Genomic DNA, 24,669 nt, shown 5'->3' with positions numbered 1-24,669 from the left:
GGATATGAATACGTTACTTAGCTTATCATGGCATCTCATGGTGCCAGAATTCATTATTCTCGGAGCTGCCATCCTTCTTTCCATATGTGATTTGTTTTTTAAGCTGAACCATAGATATGTAGCGATTAGTGCAATCGCAGCCGTCATATTAGCAATCGTGTCATTAATTATGCTATACGATGAACCAGCAGGAGATATTTTGAACGGATCGTTTGTGTTAGATGGGTTTTCAAAAGGATTTAAAACGTTATTATTAGGTGGAGTAGCCCTCATTTTATGTATCGCAATGAGCGATGATAAGAAGAATCCAATTGAGGATAAGGGAGAATATTATTACTTATTTTTAATGGCGCTTCTTGGGGCTATGTTTATGGCTTCTAGTGTCGACTTTATTACACTTTTCGTCGGTTTAGAGTTGCTTTCACTTTCTTCGTATATTTTAGTAGGAATACGAAAAAAGAACAGTGCATCAAATGAGGCGGCGATGAAATATGTCATTAATGGAGGAATTGGAACGGCAATCACACTTTTTGGAATGAGTTATTTATACGGCATTACGGGGTCGACCAATATCGTGGATATGCAAAAAGTATTTGCCGGGGAACTTGCTGGTGGTATTCAGTTATTGTTAGCTCTCGCATTTCTACTATTGCTCGTTGGGCTCTCATTCAAAATTGCAACGGTGCCGTTTCATATGTGGGCACCTGACGTATATGAAGGGGCTGCTACACCTGTTACTGCTTTTCTTGGAACGATTTCTAAAATTGCGGGGTTCTTACTCATTATTCGTCTGTTTCTCATGGTTTTTGCAAGTGTATTGGTGCAAGGAGACATACAATCTTTATACGGACGTATGAGCATATACATCGCGGTGCTAGCTAGTATTACGATGATTATTGGAAACGTAGTCGCGTTAAAGCAATATAACGTAAAACGTCTATTCGCCTATTCAGGGATCGCGCATGCGGGGTATTTACTCGTTCCGCTCGTAGCGTTATCACCATTTACGATGGATGGCATGTGGTTTTACATGCTTGCATATATGCTTATGAATATAGGCGCGTTTGCAATTATCCACGGCTTAATCTTACAAACCGACAAAGAAAATATCACCATTTTCACAGGATTATATAAAAGATCGCCATTTACAGCGATCGTGATGACGATTTTTATTTTATCGTTGGCCGGGATACCAGGAACAGCTGGTTTCATCGGGAAAATTAACATCTTTTTAGGTGCACTTCATGTAGAGCCAGCTCATTACGTACTAGCTTCTATCATGATGGGGACGACAGTCGTTTCATTCGTATATTATTTCCGTATTTTACAGCAAATGTTTTTCCGTACGGGAGAAGTAGAAGAGAAAATTCGTTTGCCACTAAATATAAAGGTTGTTATGAGCCTTTGTGCAATTTCGATTGTAATACTAGGGATTATGCCGATGGTTGGATACAATTTCTTTTATGAATATTTTCCATTAATGAAGGATTTCTTCTTCCTAGGGAACGTGGTACAATAGTGAAAATAAAAGGTGTGGAGTTGTTACTCTGCGCTTTTTATTTTGTGTGAACTACAATTGAAAATGCATATAGGTATACGTTTTTAAAGAGAATTTTACAACTTAAAATGTAAGATGCCTATTTGTATTTGAAAAAGTGTGGCGCCTACTTATTATGGTATCGTTTTTATAGTATTTTGTAAGTAGTAGCTAGGTAAAAAGGGGTCGATTTTTTGGCACATCTTTTAGGGCAACAAGCACTGATTGCCATTGTTTCGCATTTATTGTTTATTACCATTACGTGGTGGGCCTTACAAGGTATTCACATTGAGCGTCTAATGAAGCCTGGAAAGGTGATGCAGACGCGAGTATTACTGATCCTAATTACAATTGCAATTGGGACATCTGTAAGTAACTTTTTCCTTGATTATTTAGGCTATTCAAAGAGTTTAACGTATTTAGTAAAGTAAGTGTATAGAACCTCATATCTCCGTTAACAATGGGGATAGGAGGGGATGAAATTGAAGCTTAAAGCCATTCTTATTGTTGCACTTAGTGTTGTTTTATTTTTGGTTGGATATAGAGAGATGAAACCGATTAGCGATGAAAAGAAAATGGAGAGCATGATCGCAGCTTTAGAGAAAAATGATGCTAAAGTAGAGAAATGGTCATGGTTAGCGCGAGAAACAAAAACAATTTCTAATATACATACGTTTCAAAAATTGTTAAACGAGGTGAAGGACAAGGCGAATATTCAAAAGTGGGAATTAGAGCAATCTCCAGATGGATATAAAGCTACATCCTATAAAAAGTTTTCGTCTTATGAAGAACGAGTAGTAGTAACTTGGAGTAAGGAAAATACTAAAGAAAACACTTTCATTATTTTTGAAGTAAGTGGGGCGAAATGGGACCCGAAGTATGTTAAGAACATGAATAAAATTTTTAGTGAAAAACCTATAATTTACACTTGTGTTCAAGGTGTACTGAATGATAAGATTGAAGGTGTTTTGCAAAATAAAACCAATCAGTTTTTGAAAGATCTTTCAGCAAGAGCGATCGAACAGATAGAAGAAAGAGCATTTGTGTCAGTCTCCGCATACAATAAAAAGTGGGATGACGCTCTTTCAACAAATAGAGAGAAAATAAATGTGCAAATAGCAATACGTTCTACAGACAACAAAGATACAATTGTGGTTGGCACACCGATCATAACTTCTGAGTATTGAGTGAATAGATACTGAAAAAAGGACACGGAGGGGAATAATTTGGAAAAGATCATCGTCCGTGGCGGAAAGCGGTTAAACGGCACAGTGCGTGTTGAGGGCGCAAAAAATGCTGTATTACCTATAATCGCTGCAGCCCTATTAGCGAGTGATGGAAAGAATGTACTATCTGAAGTACCAGTTTTGTCTGATGTATACACAATTAATGAGGTATTACGTCATTTAAATGCTGAAGTCGTATTTGAAAATAACCAAGTAACAATCGATGCTTCTAAAGAACTAAACATTGAAGCACCATTTGAATATGTACGTAAAATGCGTGCATCTGTTCAAGTAATGGGACCATTATTAGCACGTAACGGTCGTGCTCGTATTGCACTTCCTGGTGGATGTGCAATTGGTTCACGTCCAATTGACCAACATTTAAAAGGCTTCGAAGCAATGGGAGCAAAAGTACAGGTTGGTAACGGTTTTGTTGAGGCATACGTTGAGGGAGAACTAAAAGGAGCTAAAATTTATTTAGACTTCCCAAGCGTGGGCGCGACAGAAAACATTATGTCTGCAGCTACATTAGCAAAAGGGACAACAATCCTTGAAAACGCAGCGAAAGAACCAGAAATCGTTGACTTAGCTAACTTCTTAAATGCGATGGGAGCAAAAGTACGCGGAGCTGGAACTGGAACGATTCGTATCGAAGGCGTTGATAAATTATATGGTGCAAACCACTCTATTATTCCTGACCGTATTGAAGCGGGAACATTCATGGTTGCAGCGGCAATTACTGGTGGAGACATCTTAATTGAAAATGCTGTACCTGAACATTTACGCTCAATTACAGCGAAAATGGAAGAAATGGGTGTTAAAGTTATTGAGGAAAATGAAGGTGTACGTGTTATCGGCCCAGATAAGTTAAAAGCGGTTGATATTAAAACTATGCCTCACCCAGGTTTCCCAACAGACATGCAATCACAAATGATGGCATTATTACTACAAGCTGATGGAACAAGTATGATTACAGAAACGGTATTCGAAAACCGCTTTATGCACGTTGAAGAATTCCGTCGTATGAATGCTGATATTAAAATCGAAGGTCGTTCTGTTATTATGAACGGTCCAAACAGCTTACAAGGTGCTGAAGTAGGCGCAACTGACTTGCGTGCTGCAGCTGCATTAATCTTAGCTGGTTTAGTATCAGAAGGTTACACTCGTGTAACTGAGTTAAAGCATCTTGACCGTGGTTATGTAGATTTCCATAAGAAATTAGCTGCATTAGGTGCAACTATTGAACGTGTAAACGAAAAAGTAGAAGAAGTGAAAGAACAAGAAGTTTCTGATCTTCACGCTTAATTGAAATAGTCTCTACGTCTTTTGACGTAGGGACTATTTTTTTGGGTTATTACTGTTATAGTCAAGAAATTCTATACTTATGCACGTACCAGTAAAAATATTTAGAAAATTTTTGTTTTAGATGGTTCCCCTTAAGTATGTTCTAAAAGAAAGAGTTGTTCCATAAGAATGAATGGAGTAAAGCTTTTGGATATTGGGGGAAATAAGATGAAATTTTCAAAGCCACTTTTCATCACAGTAGCGCTTCTCATAGCGCTCGTTATCATTGTACCTGCTGCTCTTGTTATTCCATTTGCGAAAGCAAAAGTAGGGGAAGAAGCAGCTTCCAAAACTCCTCCAGCGATAGAAAGTATACCAGCTCCAGGGAAAGTGGATACAGCAGTTCAAGTTGCTGTATATCGTGAGAAACAGAAGAAGGTAGAAACATTACCTATGGAGGAGTATGTGACCGGTGTAGTAGCTTCTGAGATGAATGCCAGTTTTGAAATAGAGGCGCTAAAAGCGCAGGCATTAGCAGCGAGAACATTTGTAGTGCAGCGTATGCTAAGCGGAGGTAAGAAAAACAATGCGGACGTGACAGATACGGTGAAAGATCAAGTGTACAAAAGTAAAGAAGAATTGAAGAAACAATGGGGCAATAACTACGAAAATAATTTGAAGAAAATCGAGGATGCTGTTTCGAAAACCGCAGGACAAGTTTTAACATATGATGGAAAACCAATCTCAGCATCCTTCTTCTCAACGAGTAATGGACGGACAGAAAATGCGGCTGATTATTGGGGAAATGATTATCCGTACTTAAAGAGCGTAGATAGTCCGTGGGATCAAGCTTCTCCGAAATTTACGAGTGAGCAAACCTTTACCGTAGCTGATTTTCAAAAGCGTCTCGGCGTGAAAGTACTAGCGGACGGAAAAGTTGGTGATATTAAAGAGCGTACAGAGGGAAAACGTGTAAAAGATGTAGCGTTTCAGGGGAAAACATTAACTGGAAGAGATGTACGTGACAAATTAGATTTACGCTCTTCTGACTTCACGTGGAAACAAGAGGGAGATAAAATCATTGTTACGACTAAAGGATTCGGCCACGGCGTTGGCATGAGCCAATACGGCGCGAATGGTATGGCAGCGGAAGGTAAGAAATATACAGATATTGTCGCTCATTACTACAAAGGCATTGAAATAAAGACAATGAACGATTATGAAGGCAAGTTGATGGTGAAGAAGTAGGGTACAAAAGGAGCTAATTTTAATTAGCTCCTTTTGTCATTATTTGTAGAAAACAAATGAAAGGTGACTTGTACGCCTCGTGTTATAATACAGTTATGTGAATATATAAAACATAATAACAGGGGGTAATGAAAAATGATGATGGATGTACCACTTCTCATTCCGTCAATGATGGAACGAGCGGAGAAATATTTTTCGAAAAAGGAAGTTGTTTCACGGACTGCATCGCGTATTCATACATTAACATACGGAGAAATTGCAAAACGGACACGTAGGCTTGCTAGCGTATTAACGAAAATGGGGATTGAAAAAGGGGATAAAGTAGGTACGATTGCTTGGAATCACCATAGACATTTGGAAGCATACTTTGCAATTCCAGGAATCGGAGCAGTGCTACATACAATTAATTTAAGACTTTCCGCTGATCACATCTCATATATTATTAACCATGCAGAAGATAAGATTATTCTTGTCGATGAAGATATGGTGCCTATATTAGAAAGTATTCAACACGAAATCCCGCATATAAAAGCCTTTATCATTATGACAGACGATCATAAACTACCTCACACAACTCTATCACCAGCATACCATTACGACCAACTACTCGAAGGAGGCGATGAGACATTTCCGTTTGTAAAAGATTTAGATGAAAAAGAACCAGCCGGTATGTGCTACACATCGGCTACGACAGGAAAACCGAAAGGTGTAGTTTACACACACCGTAGTATTGCACTCCACAGCTATACATTGGGACTTGCAGATGGCGGGAATATATCGGAAGTAGACACTTGTATGCCTGTCGTTCCGATGTTCCATGTTAATGCATGGGGATTACCGTTTGCGAGTACGTGGTTTGGTACGAAACTCGTATTACCAGGACCGCATTTCACACCGAAGATTTTAGCAGAATTAATTGAAAGAGAGAACGTCACAATTACAGCTGGCGTGCCCACGATTTGGATTGGCTTATTGCAAGAACTAGAAAAACATCCATATGATATTAGCAGTATAAAAACGATATGGTCAGGCGGATCAGCTGCCCCGCTAAGTATGATTCGTACGTATGAAGAGCGATATGAAATTGCATTTAGACAAATATATGGAATGACAGAAACAAGTCCGGCTGTTGTCATTAACTGTCCGAAATCATATCAACGTGATTTACCGAAAGAAGAGTATTATAATTTACGTTCGCGCCAAGGATATTTATTCCCTGGGTTAGAAATGAAAGTGATTGGACAAGACGGTGAAATTAAGTGGGATGGAGAAGAGATGGGAGAACTGTGTTTAAGGGGTCCATGGATCGCAGGTAGCTATTATAAGGATGAGCGTACAGAAGAATCAATGAAAGACGGTTGGCTCCATACAGGAGATATTGTCACGGTTGATTCGGAAGGGTTTATTAAAATTGCAGATCGTACGAAAGACTTAATTAAAAGCGGAGGTGAATGGATTTCTTCCGTAGACTTAGAAAATGCCTTAATGTCACACGATAAAGTGTTAGAAGCATCTGTTGTGGCGGTGCCGCATGAAAAATGGCAAGAACGCCCCGTTGCTTGTGTTGTATTAAAAGAGGGACAAGCAGTTGAAAGAGAAGAGCTGTACGCTTTACTAGAAGCCGAATTTCCAAAATGGTGGATGCCAGATGATATTTTATTTGTAAACGAAATTCCGAAAACATCTGTAGGGAAATTCTTAAAGAGAGCGCTGCGTGATCAGCTTAAGATGTATATGGTAGAGCAGAAATAGAGAAGAAGGCTATCCTTTCATTTGGATAGCCTTCTTTTTATAGTACTTCATAAAATATCAAAAATTTCCATTAATTGTTTGGTATAATGTGATAAAAAGCATTCGGGGGAGACGAAATGGCGTTATTGGAGTTGAAACAGTTAGGAAAGACGAACCAGTTACCGGTAATTGAGCTAGAGGTTGAGAAAGGGCAATGTATTGTTTTGCAATGTAATAATCATACAGCTAAAGTGTTGCACCGCATCATTATTGGTGAGGAAGAAGCTTCAACTGGCAATGTGCTATTTGAAGGTGAAGCGATTGGAAAGAAACATTATTCCCGCATCGGCTTCTGTTTCTTGAAAGATGAGGCATATGATCGTTTGAAGGTAAAGGAATACTTCAAGTTCTTAATAGGATTGTATGAATCAAATATGAGCACAGAAGAAGTAGTGCAATATGTCGGTCTCTTAGATAAGTTAAACGTTAAAATAGAAAAATTATCATTTTCAGAGAAACGTCGGCTTCATATCGGGCGTGTTATGATTCATAATCCAGATTTAGTTGTTTTGGAAGAGCCAGAGCAAAATGTAGATACAGAGAGTACGATTATGATTCGAAAAGCGATTATGAAAATGAAAGAGCAAGGAAAGGCAATTTTTATTACATCATCGTTTCTATCGGACGCCCTTTCGTTAACAGAAGATGTATACATATTAAACAATGATGGTGTGAAAAAAGTAGAAATCGAACAAGAGGAAGCAGAAGAAGTCGATGAAGAAAAAGTCATTCAAATGATTCCGCAAATGAAGTTAGAAAGAATACCTGCGAAAGTGAACGATAAAATCATTTTACTTGATCCAATGGAAATCCATTTCATTGAAACGCAAAACGGAGTAACACATATTCACGTTCGTGAAGGGGATTTCGTATGCGCATTAACATTAAGTGAACTAGAAGTGAGATTAACAGGCTTTGGTTTCTTTAGATGTCATCGCTCGTACCTTGTGAATTTACAAAGAGTACGAGAAGTGATTACGTGGACTCGTAACAGTTTTAGTTTAATTTTGGATGACGAAAGGAAAAGTTCAATTCCGCTATCAAAAGGACGAATGGATGAATTAAAAGGTGTGATTGGGCTATAAAAATTGCTCCAATAAGCTCAAAATACGATTCATTCACTGTTGAAAATACTCCTTTTACCGGTATTTTACTGCGCCTACCCTTTGTTTTTCATATGATTGAGTCAAGAAAAGCGAAACAAACAAACGAAAAGCGCTAAAGTGACTTTCAACTATAAAAGAAAAAACAAAGGGGATGACAAAATGACATTGGCAATTGAAATGAAAGATGTAATGAAAACCTTCAATGAAAAGACGGCACTTCGAAATGTAAATATTGAGGTGAAGCAAGGAGAGATTTTCGGATTCCTCGGACCGAGTGGATCTGGGAAAACGACGACAGTAAAAATATTAACTTCTCAATTACTTCATAGTGTTGGAACGGTAAAAGTATTAGGGAAAGATATCACAGGACCAAGCAGCATCGATTATAAACGAATTGGTATTTTAACAGACAACAGCGGTTTATATGAGAGACTTAGCATTTATGATAACTTACTATTATTTTGTGACTTATATGATTGCAAAAAAGAACGAATCGATGAAGTACTAGCGCAAGTGAACTTATTAGATGATAAAAAAACATTAGTAAAAAAACTATCAAAAGGAATGAAGCAGCGCGTTACACTAGCAAGAGCGATTCTTCATAAACCAGATATCCTCTTCTTAGACGAGCCAACATCCGCACTTGATCCAGTTAACGTACAAAACATTCATAAAATCTTAAAAGACTTAAATAAAGAAGGAACGACGATTTTCTTAACGACTCACAACATGGACGAAGCAGAAACGCTTTGTAACCGCATTGCCTTTCTATGCGGCGGAGAAATTGTAGCGCTTGATACACCGGAGAACCTTCGCTTACAATACGCGAAAGATCAAATACAAGTCGTGTTAAAGGATAAGAAGAAAGAAACGGTACAAAAAGATGAATTAGGTGCAAAACGCATTTCAGAATGGATGAAAAAAGGAGAACTATTATCCATTCATTCTTATGAGCCAACGTTAGGCGATATCTTTATTGAAGTTACTGGGAGGGGATTATAATGACATTTTCAATGAGACGTGTATCAGCTATTTTTAGAAAAGAAGTACAAGATTTTAAGACAAATTCACAAGTGTTGTTAATGGCATCTTTACCAATTATATTTGCATTTATATTTAGCCGATTTGGAGAAGGAAAGGCAGGGGTTGGCATTATTACTTTAATGGCCTTTCTATTTGTTGCAGGATTTGTTCAATCAATGGTAATTGCAGAAGAGAAAGAAAAACATACGTTACGAGTGTTAATGCTATCACCAGCTTCTTCTGTGGAAGTTCTTCTTGGGAAAAGTATATTAACAGCATGTTTAACGTTGGGTATTTCCATTGTAAACTTATTCATTTTAGATCAATTAAGTGGAAATTTCTTATTGCTAGCATTTGTTTTCTTATGTGGAACAATTCTATTTACTTTAATTGGAACAATGATCGGATTACTAGCTGAGTCTGTCCCACAAACATCACTAATTGGAATGCCGATATTAATGACGATGTATTTAGCTGTGCAATTTGAACCAATGGTTGAAAATAAAGTAATTAAGACAATGATTAGTTATCTTCCAACATCTCATCTTGAAAAGGCAATTAAAAGCTTAGTAGATGGTGCTGGGTTTAGTAGTATTAGTGGGCATATGATAAACGTTGGAGCTTGGCTTATTATTTCACTTATTGCATGTTTAATCGTATATAAAAAGAAACAATTAGATTAAAAACTGAGCCGAAACGCTCAGTTTTTTCTTTTTTCTATCATTTCCTCGGAAATTTTACAATTCTTATACATATTTTTACAGATTTTGTCGAAAAGTAATTAGTTATACGTTGTATAGGATACGTGAATATTGTTCAAAATGATTGCTGAGGTGATGATGGAATGCGAGGAAGAAATAATAAAAAGTCGCAAAAGGTAGTACATTTATTTCAAAAAAGATGGGTGTTTCCGGCACTATACATTGCTTGTGCAGCTGTAATTTTAATGGTTGCGCTATGGTTCCAAGGAGCTAATACGAAGAAGACTCCGAACCAAGATCAAGCAACACCGTATACACAAACGGAAGATCCGGCAGTACCAGTAACGAAGTCTTCAGAAGTAGTGAAAATGCCAGCTCCTGCTAATGCGGAAGTAGTCGTACAGAAGAAGTTCTATGAAGATGCAGCAACTGAGGCGGAACAAGAAAAAGCACTTGTCTTTTATAACAACACATATTCCCCAAACAAAGGAATCGACATTGCTGCGAAGAATGGAAAAGAATTTAATGTAGCTGCTGCTTTAAGCGGTACAGTAACGAAGGCTGAAAAAGATTCACTTCTTGGTTATGTTGTAACAGTTGATAGTGGAAATGGTGTAGCAGCTTCTTATCAAAGCTTAGGTAGTGTGAAAGTAGAAAAAGGCGCACGAGTTGTACAAGGTGAAGTATTAGGAACATCCGGTCTAAGTGCAATGAATAAAGAAGCAGGTTCTCACGTTCACTTTGAAGTACGTAAAGACAATGTGGCTGTGAACCCTGAGCGCTACTTAAATAAATCAGTAGCAGACATTAAAGCCGATGCAGGTGCTGCAAAGGCAACGAATGCTTCTGGTAAAAAAGCTGATGACAAATCTCAAAAAGAAGAAAAGTCAACAAGCACAAAACCAGAAAGTAAAACAGAAGACAAGTCTCAAAAAGAAGAGAAATCAACTAGCGGTTCGACTAGTGACAAAAAAGAAGAACCGAAGAAAGAAGAAAAATCAACAAATGGTTCTACAGAATCATCTAACGATTCTTCTTCACAAGAATAAGAAAGTAAAAAAATCAGCTCTCACTAGGAGAGTTGATTTTTTCATTTTCATATAAAAATACTCAATTTCGAGAAAAAAGTTGCAATAACAAGGAAAAATGACGAGATTCTCGAATATATATTACAAAAGGGAGGGGATACTGTGTCATTTTTATTTGTTCTGTCGACTGCTATTATTTTATTGTTTGTTTTATTCACCTTATATTATTATATTGCCGGTAAGAAAGAGGTTCCCCACCATCAATTATTAGAAGAAGAGTTGGAAAGAGAAGAATGACACTCTAAGAAAGAGTGTCTTTTTCTTTTGTACACCTATTGGAATTTTTAAAGCTAGGCCGTATAATACTAATTGTGATTTTTTTACATAGGAAAACGATATTTGAATGCAGTAGGACTCTAAAATACTGTGTTTTTTTGTTGTGGTTGAGGGGGAAGTTTAAAATTGGAAGCAAGAGAAAGCAAAAGTTCGAAAAAATTATTTATTTTAATAGCGGTTGTAGTGGCACTAATCGCTGGGATTGGATTTTTTATTTTTAATAAAATGAATGCTAAAAGTAATCAGAAGAAGGTACCTGTTTTACAGTATTACTATTTAGCTAAAGATAAAGATAAGAAGGGTAATCCAGAATTTAAGGATAAGAAAAATATTTTATCTGTAAGTGAATTTGAAAAACAAATTAAATATTTAGCAGACAATAAGTATCATGCGTTAACGCTAAAGGAATTTGAGGGTTTTATAAAAGATAAGAAGTCACTTCCTGAAAAAAGTGTACTAATTACATTTGATAATTCTTCAAAATCAAATTATGTCTATGCATACCCAATTCTAAAAAAATATAAAATGCATGCCGTTTCATTTGCAGTATCATCTAAACTAACTGAGCAAGTTCAGAAATTTGATCCTAAGAATATTCAAAGATTAAGTAAAGTTGAGTTAGAAAAGATGAAGGATGTATTTGAAATAGGAAGTCATACACATGATCTTCATAAAGAAATTGATAATGAGCCAGCTTTAATTAAAACAGCTAAAGACGATGTGAAAAAAGATATTTTGCAAAGTAATAAATTATTGCAAACAAAATATTTCTCTTATCCGTTTGGGAAATATAATAAAGCTTCAGTAGAAGCGATAAACGAGTTGAAAGTAGAATTAGCTTTTAATAGTTCACCAGGGTATGCTACAGAGAACAGTGAACCACTCGAAATCAAACGTTGGTTTATCTCGTCAGGGACTACAATTGATCAGTTCTCAAAAATTGTTGCTGGTAAATATGAAATTGTTAAAAAATAATAAAAAGCCGTTAGAATTTGTTGAAAATTCTAACGGCTTTTTTTATTAAGTATATCAAATGCTTTTCCTGTTTCCGTTGAAAAAATATTTTTTCTTCACTTAGTCCGCAAAAATAGTGAACATGTAGCATATATCAGTAGTGCGGGCAATACAATGGTATAAACCAAAGCAAAGAGAGTGTTTGAGGTGAGAAATCGTGAATCATTTCATTATAAATCCAAGAATGTTTAACGCTTACAAACAGCACTCACACTTACTTCTTAGTCGTATGCAGCGAGGCTCATTTCACACTTCTCACATCCAATTTAGGGAGGCGAGTGGTGTGCACGATTACATCAAAGAGAGAACTATCAAGATTGGTAAGTATATCGTGGAGACAAGAAAGACAGTGCGTGTCATTGCAAAGGAATTTGGGGTATCAAAGAGTACAGTCCATAAAGATTTAACAGAACGTCTACCAGAAATTAATCCAGAGCTCGCAAATGAAGTGAAAGAAATTCTTGATTATCATAAGTCTATTCGTCATTTAAGAGGCGGAGAAGCAACAAAACAAAAGTATAGAAAAGAAGATGTAGAAAAGCCGGTACGTCAATAAATATGCAATCGCAAACATTCCGTTTCAATTCGGTAATATTTTTCAGAAGAATTCTTTTTGCGAATATTACGTTTCTGTTAAATTTATGATAAAATCAGAAATTAGGTGTAAAAGAATTCGGGTGTAACCTGATTTTGAATATCGAGGAGGAAAAAACGGGAATGTTTGCGCGAGATATCGGAATTGACCTAGGTACGGCTAACGTATTAATCCATGTTAAAGGTAAGGGTATTGTATTAAATGAACCGTCTGTTGTTGCAATTGATCGTAACACAGGTAAAGTATTAGCAGTAGGTGAAGAAGCAAGAAGTATGGTGGGACGTACGCCTGGTAATATTGTAGCAATTCGTCCACTAAAAGATGGTGTAATCGCAGATTTCGAAATTACAGAAGCAATGTTAAAGTATTTCATTAACAAATTGGACGTAAAGAGCTTCTTTTCAAAACCTCGCATTTTAATTTGTTGTCCAACAAATATCACATCAGTAGAACAAAAAGCAATTCGTGAGGCTGCTGAACGTTCAGGTGGTAAAACAGTATTTTTAGAAGAAGAACCAAAAGTAGCCGCAGTTGGTGCTGGTATGGAAATCTTCCAACCAAGCGGTAACATGGTTGTTGATATTGGTGGAGGTACAACGGATATCGCTGTACTATCTATGGGTGATATTGTTACCTCTTCCTCTATCAAAATGGCTGGCGATAAGTTTGATATGGAGATCTTAAACTACGTTAAACGTAAGTATAAGCTATTAATTGGAGAACGTACTTCAGAAAATATTAAAATTAAAGTTGGTACAGTATTCCCAGGTGCACGCAGTGAAGAGCTTGAAATTCGCGGACGTGACATGGTAACTGGTTTACCACGTACAATTACAGTATGCTCTGAAGAAATTACAGAAGCACTAAAAGAAGACGCAGCTGTCATTGTACAAGCTGCAAAAGGCGTACTAGAGCGCACACCACCAGAATTATCTGCGGACATCATCGACCGCGGTGTTATTCTAACAGGCGGTGGAGCTTTACTACACGGTATTGACATGCTTCTAGCAGAAGAACTAAAAGTACCAGTATTAATTGCTGAAAACCCAATGCACTGCGTTGCGGTTGGTACAGGTATTATGTTAGAGAATATTGATAAATTACCACGTCGTGCTTTGAGATAAGGCTGTATTTATATGAGAAGTTAGGAAGATTTTTATTAAATTGTAGAACGAATAATGGATACTTTGTAAAAAGTCCGTTATTCGTTTTTTTTATGTTTCTGTACTTAATTTCTAGGCACGGCTAGAGAAAAAATAAAATTAATGTAATTCAAAACAGTTAAATGAAAATAAAATCATCAACAAAGTATTGGAATAATAACTATTTATCAGAGTGCCTTCAAGATGAAATATATATTTTGGGTTATGTGAGGTAATAATTTACCCGTAAATATTGGGGAAATAAGAACTTATAAATAGAAGAAGCATAGTTGAATTGAAGTTTAATAATTCACAGTTATGTCAATGCGTATAAGCAATATCGATTAAGGTTTATGGCTGTTATCAGAAAAATGTTTAATTATTATTTCGAAAAAAATTTTGAAGGCTATCAGTTTAATGATAAAATCACTTTTACTTTAACAGAGATTGGCTTTACAGATTTTAAACTTATCCAGCAATAGTAAAAATATCTCAAATTAAAAAGGATTTAATAAAAGATAAATAAAACAATTATTGTTTGTCGAAATATGATATAATCGTTTTTATGAAAAGTAATGTAAATTAATTGTAAATTAGGTGTGAACTTATTGTGAACTCTATGTGAAAAGCAAATGAATTCACATGAGTTTTATTTTTGATTAGAAATGGGACGTTTGTTAATTACAATGGGTAATATAGAGTTGTGTTAGCTTAATAAATCATTGTGAGAGTTTAGGGAGGACGACATTGATGAAAAAAGTTATTACATATGGAACATTTGACTTATTGCATTGGGGACATATTAATTTATTGAAAAGAGCAAAAAGTCTAGGTGACCATTTAACTGTAGCAGTATCTTCAGATGAATTTAATGCTATGAAAAATAAAAAAGCATACCACAGTTTTGAACATCGTAAAATGATTATTGAGGCTATCCGTTACGTAGATGAAGTAATTCCAGAATGTAGTTGGGATCAAAAGAAAAAGGACGTTGTAAACAAAGATATAGATATTTTTGTTATGGGAGACGATTGGAATGGGGAATTTGATTATTTAAAGAATCATTGCAAAGTCGTCTATTTACCACGTACGGTAGGGATTTCAACTACTAAGATTAAAAAGGAATTGGTTTTAGTAGCTAGATAGTTTTGATGATGAGAGAAATTATTATTACAGTATATTTGACCATAGTTAAACTTCTATCTAGTATCTGCGTATTATTTCCACTTCAAAATAAAGTAACATTCGTTATGTCCTATGGGGAAAATCATTTTTTTATTTATGAAGAAATGAAAAAACAAAATATTGATTGTAAAGTTGTTTTTTTGTATAAACCAACCTGTAAATATAAATTAGAGAAAAATCTAAAAGTAAAAAGTTATAAATTTGAAAGCTTAAATATAATTCATACGATAAAGGCTATCTATCATATTTCAACATCGAAATATGTAATCATCGATAATTATTTTGGGACATTAGCAGCAATCAGTTTTCAAAAAAAGGGGACTTGTATTCAAATTTGGCATGCGGCGGGGGCAATTAAAAAATTTGGATTATTAAGTAGTTCTTTTAAACAGAGAAGCTTGAGGGTACAACAACGTTTTTTAAAGGTTTATAATACATTTCATAAAGTTGTTGTAGGGTCAGAAAGCTTAGCGGCAATCTATATGAGAGCATTTGGTATATCTAGGGACTGCATACTTACGACAGGAGTCCCACGTACAGATTTATTTTTTGATGAGAGAAAAAAGGCAAGGATTAAGAAAGAAATTATATCTGATAATTTAAATTTAAAAGAGAAAAAGGTAATTTTATATGCCCCAACTTTTCGTAATGAAGAGTTGGATGAGTACAATTTTTACTTAGATATAGAGAGTATGTATAGTGGCCTTAAGGATGAATATGTTCTTCTCATACGGCTGCATCCGGCAATTAGGAAAAAGATGGAGTATGATGGAAAATACAAAGATTTTCTGTATGATTACTCATTTTATCCAAATGTAAATGAATTATTTTTGATAACTGATATTTTAATAACTGATTATTCTTCCATTCCTTTTGAATTCTGTCTATTACATAAACCAATGATTTTCTTTGCACCTGATTTAAATGAATATGTACAAAAAAGTGGGATAATTGATGAATATATTTCTAGCGTCCCAGGTCCGGTTTTATACAATACAGATGAGGTAGTCAATGAAATTAAAAAAGGTATTTTAGAATCAGATAAAATTGAGGGATTTACAGATAAATGGAATCAGTATTCTTTTGGAAATGCTAGTGAAAACTTTATAAATGTCATATTTAAGGACGATAATTTTGGGAGTGTAAAGGATGAAAACGGTTAGTGTTATTGTACCCGTATACAATAAGGAAGACTATCTTAAGAGATGTATAAACTCTATACTGAATCAAACATATACGAATTTGGAAATTATTTTAATAAATGATGGTTCTACTGATAATAGTAAGGGGATTTTGAAAGAATTTGCTAGGGGATATGAACAAATCAGATATTATGAATTTCAGAGAAACCATGGGGTAGCTAAAGCTAGAAACTATGGTCTTAGTAAAGCAACAGGAGAATATGTATATTTTTTAGATGCAGATGATTATTTAATGGTACAAGCAGTTGAAGTTCTTGTGGATAATATTAGGGATTATAGTGCTATAGCAGGGCCCTTTTTAAAAAAAACAGTAAAATACTCTAGTATAGAAGATGTAAATGTTCAATTATATACACAAGAAAACAAAATTAAAATGTTACGTGGGAAGACAGTTCTAAACGTTTTGTTTAGTAATAAGCATATTAGGCGCTATAAATTAAACTTTGATGAAGAGGTATCATTCTTTTCAGATTTAACATTTTTAATACCATTGTTAGCGAAAGAAGATACATTTCCGATGATAAACCTCCCACTTTATATTAAGGGTGAATGCTATGAACCAATTGATAATCCTACACTATCAATTATAGCTACTAAATATAAAATACACGATTTTTTTTCTGTATACAAGAGTTTAAAAGTCAATTTCTATAAAAATATCCACATATGCAATTATTTAGATGAATTATTATTGAGTTTCTATTTTAAGAATATAACAACTAGCATTCGGAAGTCCCCTAGTCTCCTAGAAAAGCATTTTAATGATTTAAAAACAAATGTAGATTTAATTAGTTTAGATATTATAAAAAAGAGAAATTTTTTAGAACGTTTAGAATTGCAGTGGATTAAAAAGGGAAATAAAAAGTCTACCTTTATATGCATGAAAATTAGAACTTTATATAAAAGATGGAAAAGGGCTTTTAAAGGTAAAAAAAGTCTTTATCAAGAGATATATAGGACGATTTTAGTAAAATTACCGATGAATGAAAAAACAATTGTTTTTGAAAGTTTTGCGGGGAAAAGTTATTCATGTAATCCACGATATATATACGAGTACTTAGTAAATACTAATAAGGATTTTAATTTTGTTTGGATATTTAATGAATTAGATAAGGACATATTTGGGGATGCCAAAAAAGTAAAGAGATTCAGTTGGAAATACTACTACTATTTAGCGACATCTAAATATTGGGTTACTAACACTAGAATGCCGAATAATCTATCTAAAAGGAAAGAAACGATTTATTTACAAACATGGCATGGAACACCATTAAAAAGGTTAGCGGCAGATATGAAAGAAGTTTATATGCCAGGTACAACGACTGAGAAATATAAAAAGAATTTTTATAATGAATCACGTAATTGGAATTATCTCGTTTCCCCTAATCAGTATTCTACTGAAATTTTTAAAAGAGCCTTTAAATATGATCAGGAGATCCTAGAATTTGGATATCCAAGAAACGATATCCTATGTGAAAATGATAGGGGAAGGAAAGAGAACGCGAACAGGATTAAAGACAGGATTGGTATTCCGAAAGATAAAAAGGTAATTTTATATGCACCTACATGGCGTGATGATGAATTCTATGAAAAAGGCAAGTATAGATTTGAGCTGAAATTAAACTTGAAAGAAATGCAAGAAAAATTTGGAGATCAATATGTAATTGCGCTTAGAATGCATTATCTAGTTGCTGATCATGTCAATATAGAAGGTATGGAGAAATTTGTATATGAGTTATCTAAATATGATGACATTGCAGAACTATATTTGATTTCAGACATTTTAATTACAGACTATTCTTCTGTATTTTTCGATTATGCTAATTTACGTAGACCAATATTGTTTTTTACTTATGATATTTCAAAATATCGTAGTATACTCCGTGGTTTTTATATGGATTTTGAAAAAGAAGCGCCAGGTCCATTGCTAGAGACATCGGATCAAGTAATTAATGCTATTTCGAATATTGAAAGTATCGAAATAGAATATAAAGAGGCATTTAATCGTTTTTACAATAAGTTTTGTCATCTTGATAATGGAATGGCTGCTAAAAGAATTTCTGAAAAAGTATTTAAATAATGGTTTAGTTTACCTGATAAAACTTTATAGAATAAGAGATGAAAGGTGTAGCCTTTGCATGGATGTATTGAGAAAGATAAAACAGGGATTTATAGTTTCAAGAATGTGTAAGTTAGTATTTTTATTATTGAGTTGCTTACCAGCCAAGAAACAATTAATTGTGTTTGAAAGCTATTCAGGAAAGCAATATAGTTGCAACCCAAGGGCTTTGTATGAATACCTAAGTAAACATCACCCAGATTTAGAATTAATTTGGAGCGTGAATAAAAATTTTAAAAAGGAATTTGATACAAAAAAAATCCCATATGTAACTAAGTTTTCACTACAATGGTTTATAGTAATGGTGCGTGCGAAATATTGGATCGTGAATAGTAGGATGCCATCATGGATTGTAAAACCCAAGCATACGATTTATATACAAACATGGCATGGGACCCCATTAAAAAAACTGGCAATGGATATGAAGGAAGTTTATATGCCAGGTACCACAACAGAAAAATATAAAGAAAATTTTCGGAAAGAAGTACAGAATTGGGACTATCTTTTGTCTCCAAATGAATATTCAACCCAAATTTTTAAAAGGGCATTTCAATTTAATAAAACAGTGATAGAAGCAGGGTATCCTCGGAATGATTTTTTATATACTGGTAATAACTTCAAAAAAATACGTGCATTAAAAAAGAAAAATAAACTACCTTTGGATAAAAAGATTATTTTATACGCACCAACATGGCGAGATAATCACTTTTATGGTAAAGGAAAGTATAAGTTTGATTTAAGGCTAGACTTAAGGAATTTACAACAGCAACTGGGAAAAGACTATATTATATTACTTAGAATGCACTATCTAGTTGCAGAACAGTTTGATTTAAGTGGTTATGACGGTTTTGTATATGATTTTTCCGATTATTTAGATATTAATGAAATATATCTTATGGCGGATTTGCTTATTACTGATTATTCCTCTGTATTCTTTGATTATGCTAATTTAAAACGACCAATTATTTTTTACACATATGATATTGAATCTTACCGCGATCGATTAAGAGGCTTCTATTTTAATTTAGAAAATGAGGCACCAGGTCCAGTTGTGAAAACAAACGAAGAGTTAGTAAGTGCTATTTTAAATTATGAGATGAAGGGATTAGGGGAATTTAAGAAAAAGTACAATGAGTTTTACAATCGATATTGTCACCTAGAAAATGGTGATTCCTCTGAAAAGGTAGTTAAGAAAATATTCTTTGGAGAGATATAAAATGAATTCAGTAGCAATTGTATTAAAGGAACAGATAAAGAGTCTTCATTTAATTAAAAGATTGTCTATTTATCAAATAAAAAGCACAAATAGCAATAATTATTTAGGAATGATTTGGGAATTTCTAAATCCATTAATCCAAATGAGTGTTTACTGGTTCGTTTTTGGATTAGGTATTCGTGGTGGTCAAGGAGTTAATGGTATACCTTTTATATATTGGTTAACAGCGGGTTTATTAGTATGGTTCTTTATTAATCCAGCAATTATTCAGGGGTCTAAGTCTATATATACTCGAATAAATATTATTTCCAAAATGAATTTTCCAATGAGTGTTATCCCGAGTTATGTAATCATGGCTAATTTCTATCAACATTTAATACTTTTTGGGATTGTAACATTAATATTTTTAGTTATAGGGCCAGGTATTTCAATTAACTATATACAAATCGTTTATTATATGTTTGCTACAATCATATTTTTATTTTCTTTTACTCTAATTACTTCTACTCTAGCAACGGTGGTTCGTGATATACAAATGATTGTACAAGCAGTAATGAGAATGATGTTATATTTAACACCTATTTTATGGACACCTGAAAAATTACCATCTGTAATTCAAAAAATAATGCAACTAAATCCATTAGGTTATATTGTTGAAGGGTATCGTCAATCTTTATTAGGAACAGGATGGTTTTACCAAGATATAAAACAAACGCTTTATTTTTGGGGGATTGTTTTGTTTATGCTATTTTTAGGATCAATTTTACACATTAAATTTAGGAAACATTTTATAGATTATCTATGATGGGATTTGTGATTAATGAGTTATTCAGTGAGATTTAATAATGTATCCAAAAAATATAAAATGCATAGTAAAAGCACGGATAAACTAAAGGATATTTTATATCCGAATGGATTCGGTGAAGAGTTTTATGCATTAAAAAATGCAAGTTTTGAGGCTGATAGGGGAGATATTATAGGGATCCTTGGTGTAAATGGATCAGGTAAATCTACGATATCAAGTTTAATAGCTGGTGTGACACCAGCTACATCTGGAGATTTAGAAGTCAAGGGAAAAGTTTCGCTTATCGCAATTGCAGCTGGATTAAATAAACAATTAACTGGTAGAGAAAATATAGAGCTTAAATGTTTAATGATGGGATTGAATAAAGAGGAGATTCAAAATTTAACGCCAGAAATCATAGATTTTGCTGATATTGGACAGTTCATTGATATGCCTGTAAAAAAATATTCGAGTGGAATGAAATCTCGTTTAGGTTTTGCAATCTCAGTTAGTATTAATCCGGATGTGCTTATTATTGATGAAGCACTATCAGTGGGTGATCAAACATTTGCTGATAAATGTTTGAAACGTATGAATGAATTTAAAGAGCAAGGAAAAACAATGTTTTTTGTTAGTCATTCTTTAGGACAAATAAAAAAATTTTGCACAAAAGTTTTATGGCTTGAACATGGGCAAGTTAGAGAATACGGGGTTATTCAAGATGTTCTACCTAATTATGAGCAGTTTTTAAAAGAGTATAAGGCCATGAGTAAGGAAGAACAATGTAAATTCAAAGAGGAAGGTATGAAAAAAAGATTATATCCCAATAAAGTAGTAGAACAAAAAGAAGAAGGATATAAAAAGGAAGAATATTGGATTGCTTTGGGGGCGGGAATTGGCCCAAGAAATAAGCGTAGACACAAAAAATATATCGTAGGTACTAGTATTTTATTGTTAAGTACTATAATTGGTTGTGGTTTATATTTGGGTAAGGATTATTTATTCCAAAAGTCAGAGGCAAAAGAGAAATTTATTGAAGAAGTAAAAAATCAGGAACAAATAAAGAACGTGAATCCTTTAGAAGCCTTAGATATCCGGTATACAAATGTTGCAAAGGCTACGATTCGTAGTAACCCAGATTTGAATAGTAAATCACTTGGAATTATGCCGTTTGGGCAATCTTTTGTTGTTAAAGGAAAACAACAAAATGAGCAATCAGGTATGAATTGGCTAAAGCTCAATTATTTAGATGGAACAGAAGGTTGGATTAGTGAAGCAATAGTAACAATTATTCCATTTAACACAATTATTAAATACGAGGATATTTCTCCGAAAATTGTTAGTCTAATAGGTTCTTCTAAAAATATGGATCAAATATTATCTATCTTAGATAAAAGAAGAGAAGAAGTAGGTAGTACTTTAGGAAATATAAAAGACGAGAGTGATCTTTTAGAAGGAAAACTTGTAAAATATAGTGATATAGATGTTGTATATAATAGTCAATCTAGAGTAACAAAGGTAATCTTGAACAAGGTATCCTTTACAAAGGATGCACTAACAGCACAATTAGGAGAACCTAATTTAAAAGATGAGTATTCAGCTATATTCGTGTATAGATCAGATAAATTTGACCTTTTATGCTATTTAAATGGTAATTCAGTTAATAAGTTAGAGATAAATTCAACTGTAGGATTAAATATAGATAAAAAATAAAAATAGGGGTGCACTGGCAATATGTATAAGCTTTATAAAAATATAATAGAAGTAATTGATGTGAATTTTTTACACATACATCTTTATGTTAAGAGCTTAAATAAAGGAATAAAATTAAAAATGGAGGATCTCAAATTAGATTTACCAAAATTTCTTTTTGAATATGAGATTAGAGATCAAATCCTTTTTGAATATAAACTATCTGAGGAATATATTGTATATATATACGCTTTAAATAATAATATATACATATTAAGAGAAGACAAGGGGAAAAATGATAATTCCCCGCGTGAAGATATATATAGCTTTGATGTGAAAAACTTCAAAAAAAATCTTTTAGTAAGACAAAAAGGATTAACAAGACTGGAAATTATAGATAGAAGTCAAAATGAAGTCATGACTATAGATAATTTTTTAACAGCTGAAGTAATAAATTTTAATGTAGGATATGAGATAGGAATTGGTAATGAAAACAAACGTTTTATTTTAATTTCAAAAGTTAGTTATGATATTTATAATATTGTTGTAACTTACGATAGTTTGAAAAAAGAGTTTAATGTATTTAAAATTCTTTTTAATGTATTAGTAGAACATCCTAGTATGAAAATTGAAATTCGAAATCGGAATGAAATATTCGTTGGAAATAAGTTAACTGGTACTCGAAAGGTGTTAAATTTTAAAAGATTATCTTTAAAGAAACCTAAAAAGCTTTTTGGTAAAGAAAGTGTTAAAAATTTTAAAGAAGAAAATATTTTGTCGATTTGTGTAATTAATGGAGCAAGGTATTATATTTATATGAAACAAAATGGGATTTTTGCATTAAGGAGTAATCCACTAGCAGTAACGCAACATAAGGCAAATCTAAAAGTATTTTCAACAAATAAATTTTGCTATATTTATGGAAGATTTACGCATCATGCTTATAATTCGTTTAAAAAATATGATTATTTATATTTAAGAAATTCAGATTTTCAAGTTGCTAAATTTATCAGACCTTTTAGTCATATCAAATTTCTAAAGCGATTTGGTTTCTTTAGAGTGCCACTTTCGAACCTTGATATTGATGAGAGGATACATAATAATCTATTTGTTGGTAATGAAGATAGGTTGATTCATAATTTATGCTTTAAAAAAAATGATGAAAAGGTAAAAACTTATATTTTTAAAAAACACAAGGATCAACTTCAAGTTATTCGAACGAATTTACAAGGGAATATTACCTCTACTAGGATTCCTTATGCACCTGAATATTCGTTAACCAGCCGTCTAAAAATAAAAGTAGCTAAATTTGTTTCGAAATTCTTTAAAAATAAAAAGAAAAATTTGAACTTATACTTTGAAAAGAAAAGCAATAAAGCAGATGAATCAGCATATAGGGTGTTTGAATATATTATGAATTTGGATACACCTAAATCTATAAATTATTTCATTCTAAATAAGGAATCTAATCATTATAAATACATGAAGCAACAGCATGGATCTAATATTATAAAGAAATATAGCTTTAAACATTATCTTTCAATATATAATGCAGATTACTTTATTTCAAGTGAGTTATCTAATCATCTCCTAAATGATAGATTATATATAGATAGTTTGAGGAATAAAATTATGGAAGTCCCTTTAGTATTTTTACAACATGGTATTATGTTCGCAAAACCAGTTGATAATCCTATGGCGTTTGGCTTCCATAAGGATAAGAATCTATATAATATGTATAAGTCAGTAATTAGTTCTGAGCTAGAAGCAAAGGAATTTTATAAAATGCAATATAATAGAAATGATTTAATTTTAACAGGATTAGCTACTTTTGATTTTGCGAAGTTAGCACCTGATGCTGATAAAATTGCATATATGCCAACGTATAGATATTGGGAAGAGGGGCTCATTTATTGTGATAGTATAGAGGAAACCTCTTATTACAAGGCAATTATGAAGGTTATAAAGGGGTTTGAAGCCGCAGGCTTAATCGATAGATTGTTAATTGTGCCACATAATAAGTTTTCAGAGTTTATTTATAGAAATATGCCGGAATATAACCACATTATTTCTGATAATCCATCGGAAGCATTGAAGGTTTCAAAAGTATTCATTACAGATTATTCATCAGCTATTTATGATGCACAGTACCGTGGAGCATATCCTATTTTCTATTGGGAGGAAAAAGATTATTTAATCCAACAATATAAGGCTATTCCGCCTGTTAATGAGAGTAATAGTCCAGGTCCTGTTGTGTATAATATTGATGAATTAATACGTGTAGTAAATGATGCGATAAAAAACGATTATAAAATTGATAGACGGTATAAGAAAAGATATTCTCGAATTAACAAATTCAAAGATGGTAAAAATACAAATAGAATTGTAAGATTCTTAAAAGAAGATAATATTATATAATTGTAAATTGGAGAAAAATGAT

21 protein-coding genes are annotated in these 24,669 nt (G+C 33.4%); all 21 read left to right on the top strand.

What is annotated here, in order from left to right; genetic code table 11:
- Positions 1-4: 4 nt before the first annotated feature.
- The 21 genes from nuoN to DN390_RS02150 all read left to right on the top strand — a co-directional run bounded on the left by nuoN (position 5) and on the right by DN390_RS02150 (position 24,647).
- Positions 5-1,519, top strand: coding sequence for an NADH-quinone oxidoreductase subunit NuoN (nuoN, locus tag DN390_RS02250; protein WP_147806510.1), 1,515 nt, complete (start codon positions 5-7; stop codon positions 1,517-1,519).
- 212 nt (positions 1,520-1,731) lie between these two features.
- Positions 1,732-1,968: a DUF1146 family protein gene (locus DN390_RS02245; RefSeq protein ID WP_000940742.1), complete on the top strand. Its 237-nt coding sequence runs from the start codon at positions 1,732-1,734 to the stop codon at positions 1,966-1,968.
- A gap of 51 nt (positions 1,969-2,019) precedes the next feature.
- Positions 2,020-2,724, top strand: coding sequence for a YwmB family TATA-box binding protein (locus tag DN390_RS02240; RefSeq protein WP_370513464.1), 705 nt, complete (start codon positions 2,020-2,022; stop codon positions 2,722-2,724).
- Between the two features lie 39 nt (positions 2,725-2,763).
- Positions 2,764-4,068 (top strand): UDP-N-acetylglucosamine 1-carboxyvinyltransferase, encoded by a 1,305-nt coding sequence (murA, locus tag DN390_RS02235; protein ID WP_060632944.1) that lies wholly within the window; start codon positions 2,764-2,766, stop codon positions 4,066-4,068.
- Positions 4,069-4,275: 207 nt separating this feature from the next.
- Positions 4,276-5,295 (top strand): stage II sporulation protein D, encoded by a 1,020-nt coding sequence (gene spoIID / locus DN390_RS02230; RefSeq protein WP_147806491.1) that lies wholly within the window; start codon positions 4,276-4,278, stop codon positions 5,293-5,295.
- Positions 5,296-5,430: 135 nt separating this feature from the next.
- Complete coding sequence (locus DN390_RS02225; protein WP_147806490.1) at positions 5,431-7,047, top strand: long-chain fatty acid--CoA ligase; 1,617 nt, start codon at positions 5,431-5,433, stop codon at positions 7,045-7,047.
- A 116-nt stretch (positions 7,048-7,163) separates the two neighbouring features.
- Positions 7,164-8,171, top strand: coding sequence for a LytTR family transcriptional regulator DNA-binding domain-containing protein (locus tag DN390_RS02220; RefSeq protein WP_147806489.1), 1,008 nt, complete (start codon positions 7,164-7,166; stop codon positions 8,169-8,171).
- Positions 8,172-8,351: 180 nt separating this feature from the next.
- On the top strand, positions 8,352-9,194 hold the full coding sequence (locus tag DN390_RS02215) for an ABC transporter ATP-binding protein (RefSeq protein WP_147806488.1): 843 nt from the start codon (positions 8,352-8,354) through the stop codon (positions 9,192-9,194).
- A complete protein-coding gene (locus DN390_RS02210; protein WP_060632940.1) occupies positions 9,194-9,898 on the top strand; it encodes an ABC transporter permease in 705 nt (234 codons plus the stop codon). The genes DN390_RS02215 and DN390_RS02210 overlap by 1 nt, the downstream gene beginning before the upstream one ends.
- 161 nt (positions 9,899-10,059) lie before the next feature.
- Complete coding sequence (locus DN390_RS02205; protein ID WP_060632939.1) at positions 10,060-10,965, top strand: stage II sporulation protein SpoIIQ; 906 nt, start codon at positions 10,060-10,062, stop codon at positions 10,963-10,965.
- 141 nt (positions 10,966-11,106) lie between these two features.
- Positions 11,107-11,241, top strand: a complete 135-nt coding sequence (locus tag DN390_RS02200) for a hypothetical protein (RefSeq protein WP_000008903.1) — start codon at positions 11,107-11,109, stop codon at positions 11,239-11,241.
- Between the two features lie 165 nt (positions 11,242-11,406).
- Positions 11,407-12,255 carry a polysaccharide deacetylase family protein gene (locus tag DN390_RS02195; RefSeq protein WP_147806487.1) on the top strand — a complete coding sequence of 283 codons (849 nt, stop codon included), beginning with the start codon at positions 11,407-11,409 and terminating at the stop codon, positions 12,253-12,255.
- A gap of 322 nt (positions 12,256-12,577) precedes the next feature.
- Positions 12,578-12,850, top strand: a complete 273-nt coding sequence (gene spoIIID, locus DN390_RS02190) for a sporulation transcriptional regulator SpoIIID (protein ID WP_000544012.1) — start codon at positions 12,578-12,580, stop codon at positions 12,848-12,850.
- 161 nt (positions 12,851-13,011) lie between these two features.
- On the top strand, positions 13,012-14,013 hold the full coding sequence (gene mreB / locus DN390_RS02185) for a rod shape-determining protein (RefSeq protein ID WP_016085501.1): 1,002 nt from the start codon (positions 13,012-13,014) through the stop codon (positions 14,011-14,013).
- Between the two features lie 768 nt (positions 14,014-14,781).
- A complete protein-coding gene (tagD, locus tag DN390_RS02180; protein ID WP_098289140.1) occupies positions 14,782-15,177 on the top strand; it encodes a glycerol-3-phosphate cytidylyltransferase in 396 nt (131 codons plus the stop codon).
- 5 nt (positions 15,178-15,182) lie between these two features.
- Positions 15,183-16,379 (top strand): CDP-glycerol glycerophosphotransferase family protein, encoded by a 1,197-nt coding sequence (locus tag DN390_RS02175; protein ID WP_098289139.1) that lies wholly within the window; start codon positions 15,183-15,185, stop codon positions 16,377-16,379.
- Positions 16,366-18,498, top strand: coding sequence for a bifunctional glycosyltransferase/CDP-glycerol:glycerophosphate glycerophosphotransferase (locus tag DN390_RS02170; RefSeq protein WP_147806486.1), 2,133 nt, complete (start codon positions 16,366-16,368; stop codon positions 18,496-18,498). The genes DN390_RS02175 and DN390_RS02170 overlap by 14 nt, the downstream gene beginning before the upstream one ends.
- A gap of 58 nt (positions 18,499-18,556) precedes the next feature.
- On the top strand, positions 18,557-19,753 hold the full coding sequence (locus DN390_RS02165) for a CDP-glycerol glycerophosphotransferase family protein (RefSeq protein WP_064473166.1): 1,197 nt from the start codon (positions 18,557-18,559) through the stop codon (positions 19,751-19,753).
- A 1-nt stretch (position 19,754) separates the two neighbouring features.
- Positions 19,755-20,558 (top strand): ABC transporter permease, encoded by an 804-nt coding sequence (locus tag DN390_RS02160; RefSeq protein ID WP_064473151.1) that lies wholly within the window; start codon positions 19,755-19,757, stop codon positions 20,556-20,558.
- 15 nt (positions 20,559-20,573) lie between these two features.
- The gene (tagH, locus tag DN390_RS02155) at positions 20,574-22,250 is read left to right on the top strand and encodes a teichoic acids export ABC transporter ATP-binding subunit TagH (RefSeq protein ID WP_147806485.1); all 1,677 of its coding nucleotides are present in this window, start codon (positions 20,574-20,576) and stop codon (positions 22,248-22,250) included.
- A gap of 21 nt (positions 22,251-22,271) precedes the next feature.
- Entirely contained in the window at positions 22,272-24,647 is a 2,376-nt protein-coding gene (locus DN390_RS02150) for a CDP-glycerol glycerophosphotransferase family protein (protein ID WP_098289136.1), read from the top strand.
- Positions 24,648-24,669: the final 22 nt, after the last annotated feature.

Source organism: Bacillus sp. SH7-1, assembly GCF_008042405.1.
In the GTDB taxonomy this organism is placed as follows: domain Bacteria; phylum Bacillota; class Bacilli; order Bacillales; family Bacillaceae_G; genus Bacillus_A; species Bacillus_A thuringiensis_N.
Note: the sequence above shows the minus strand (reverse complement) of the source record. Positions and strands in the feature narration are given on the sequence as shown.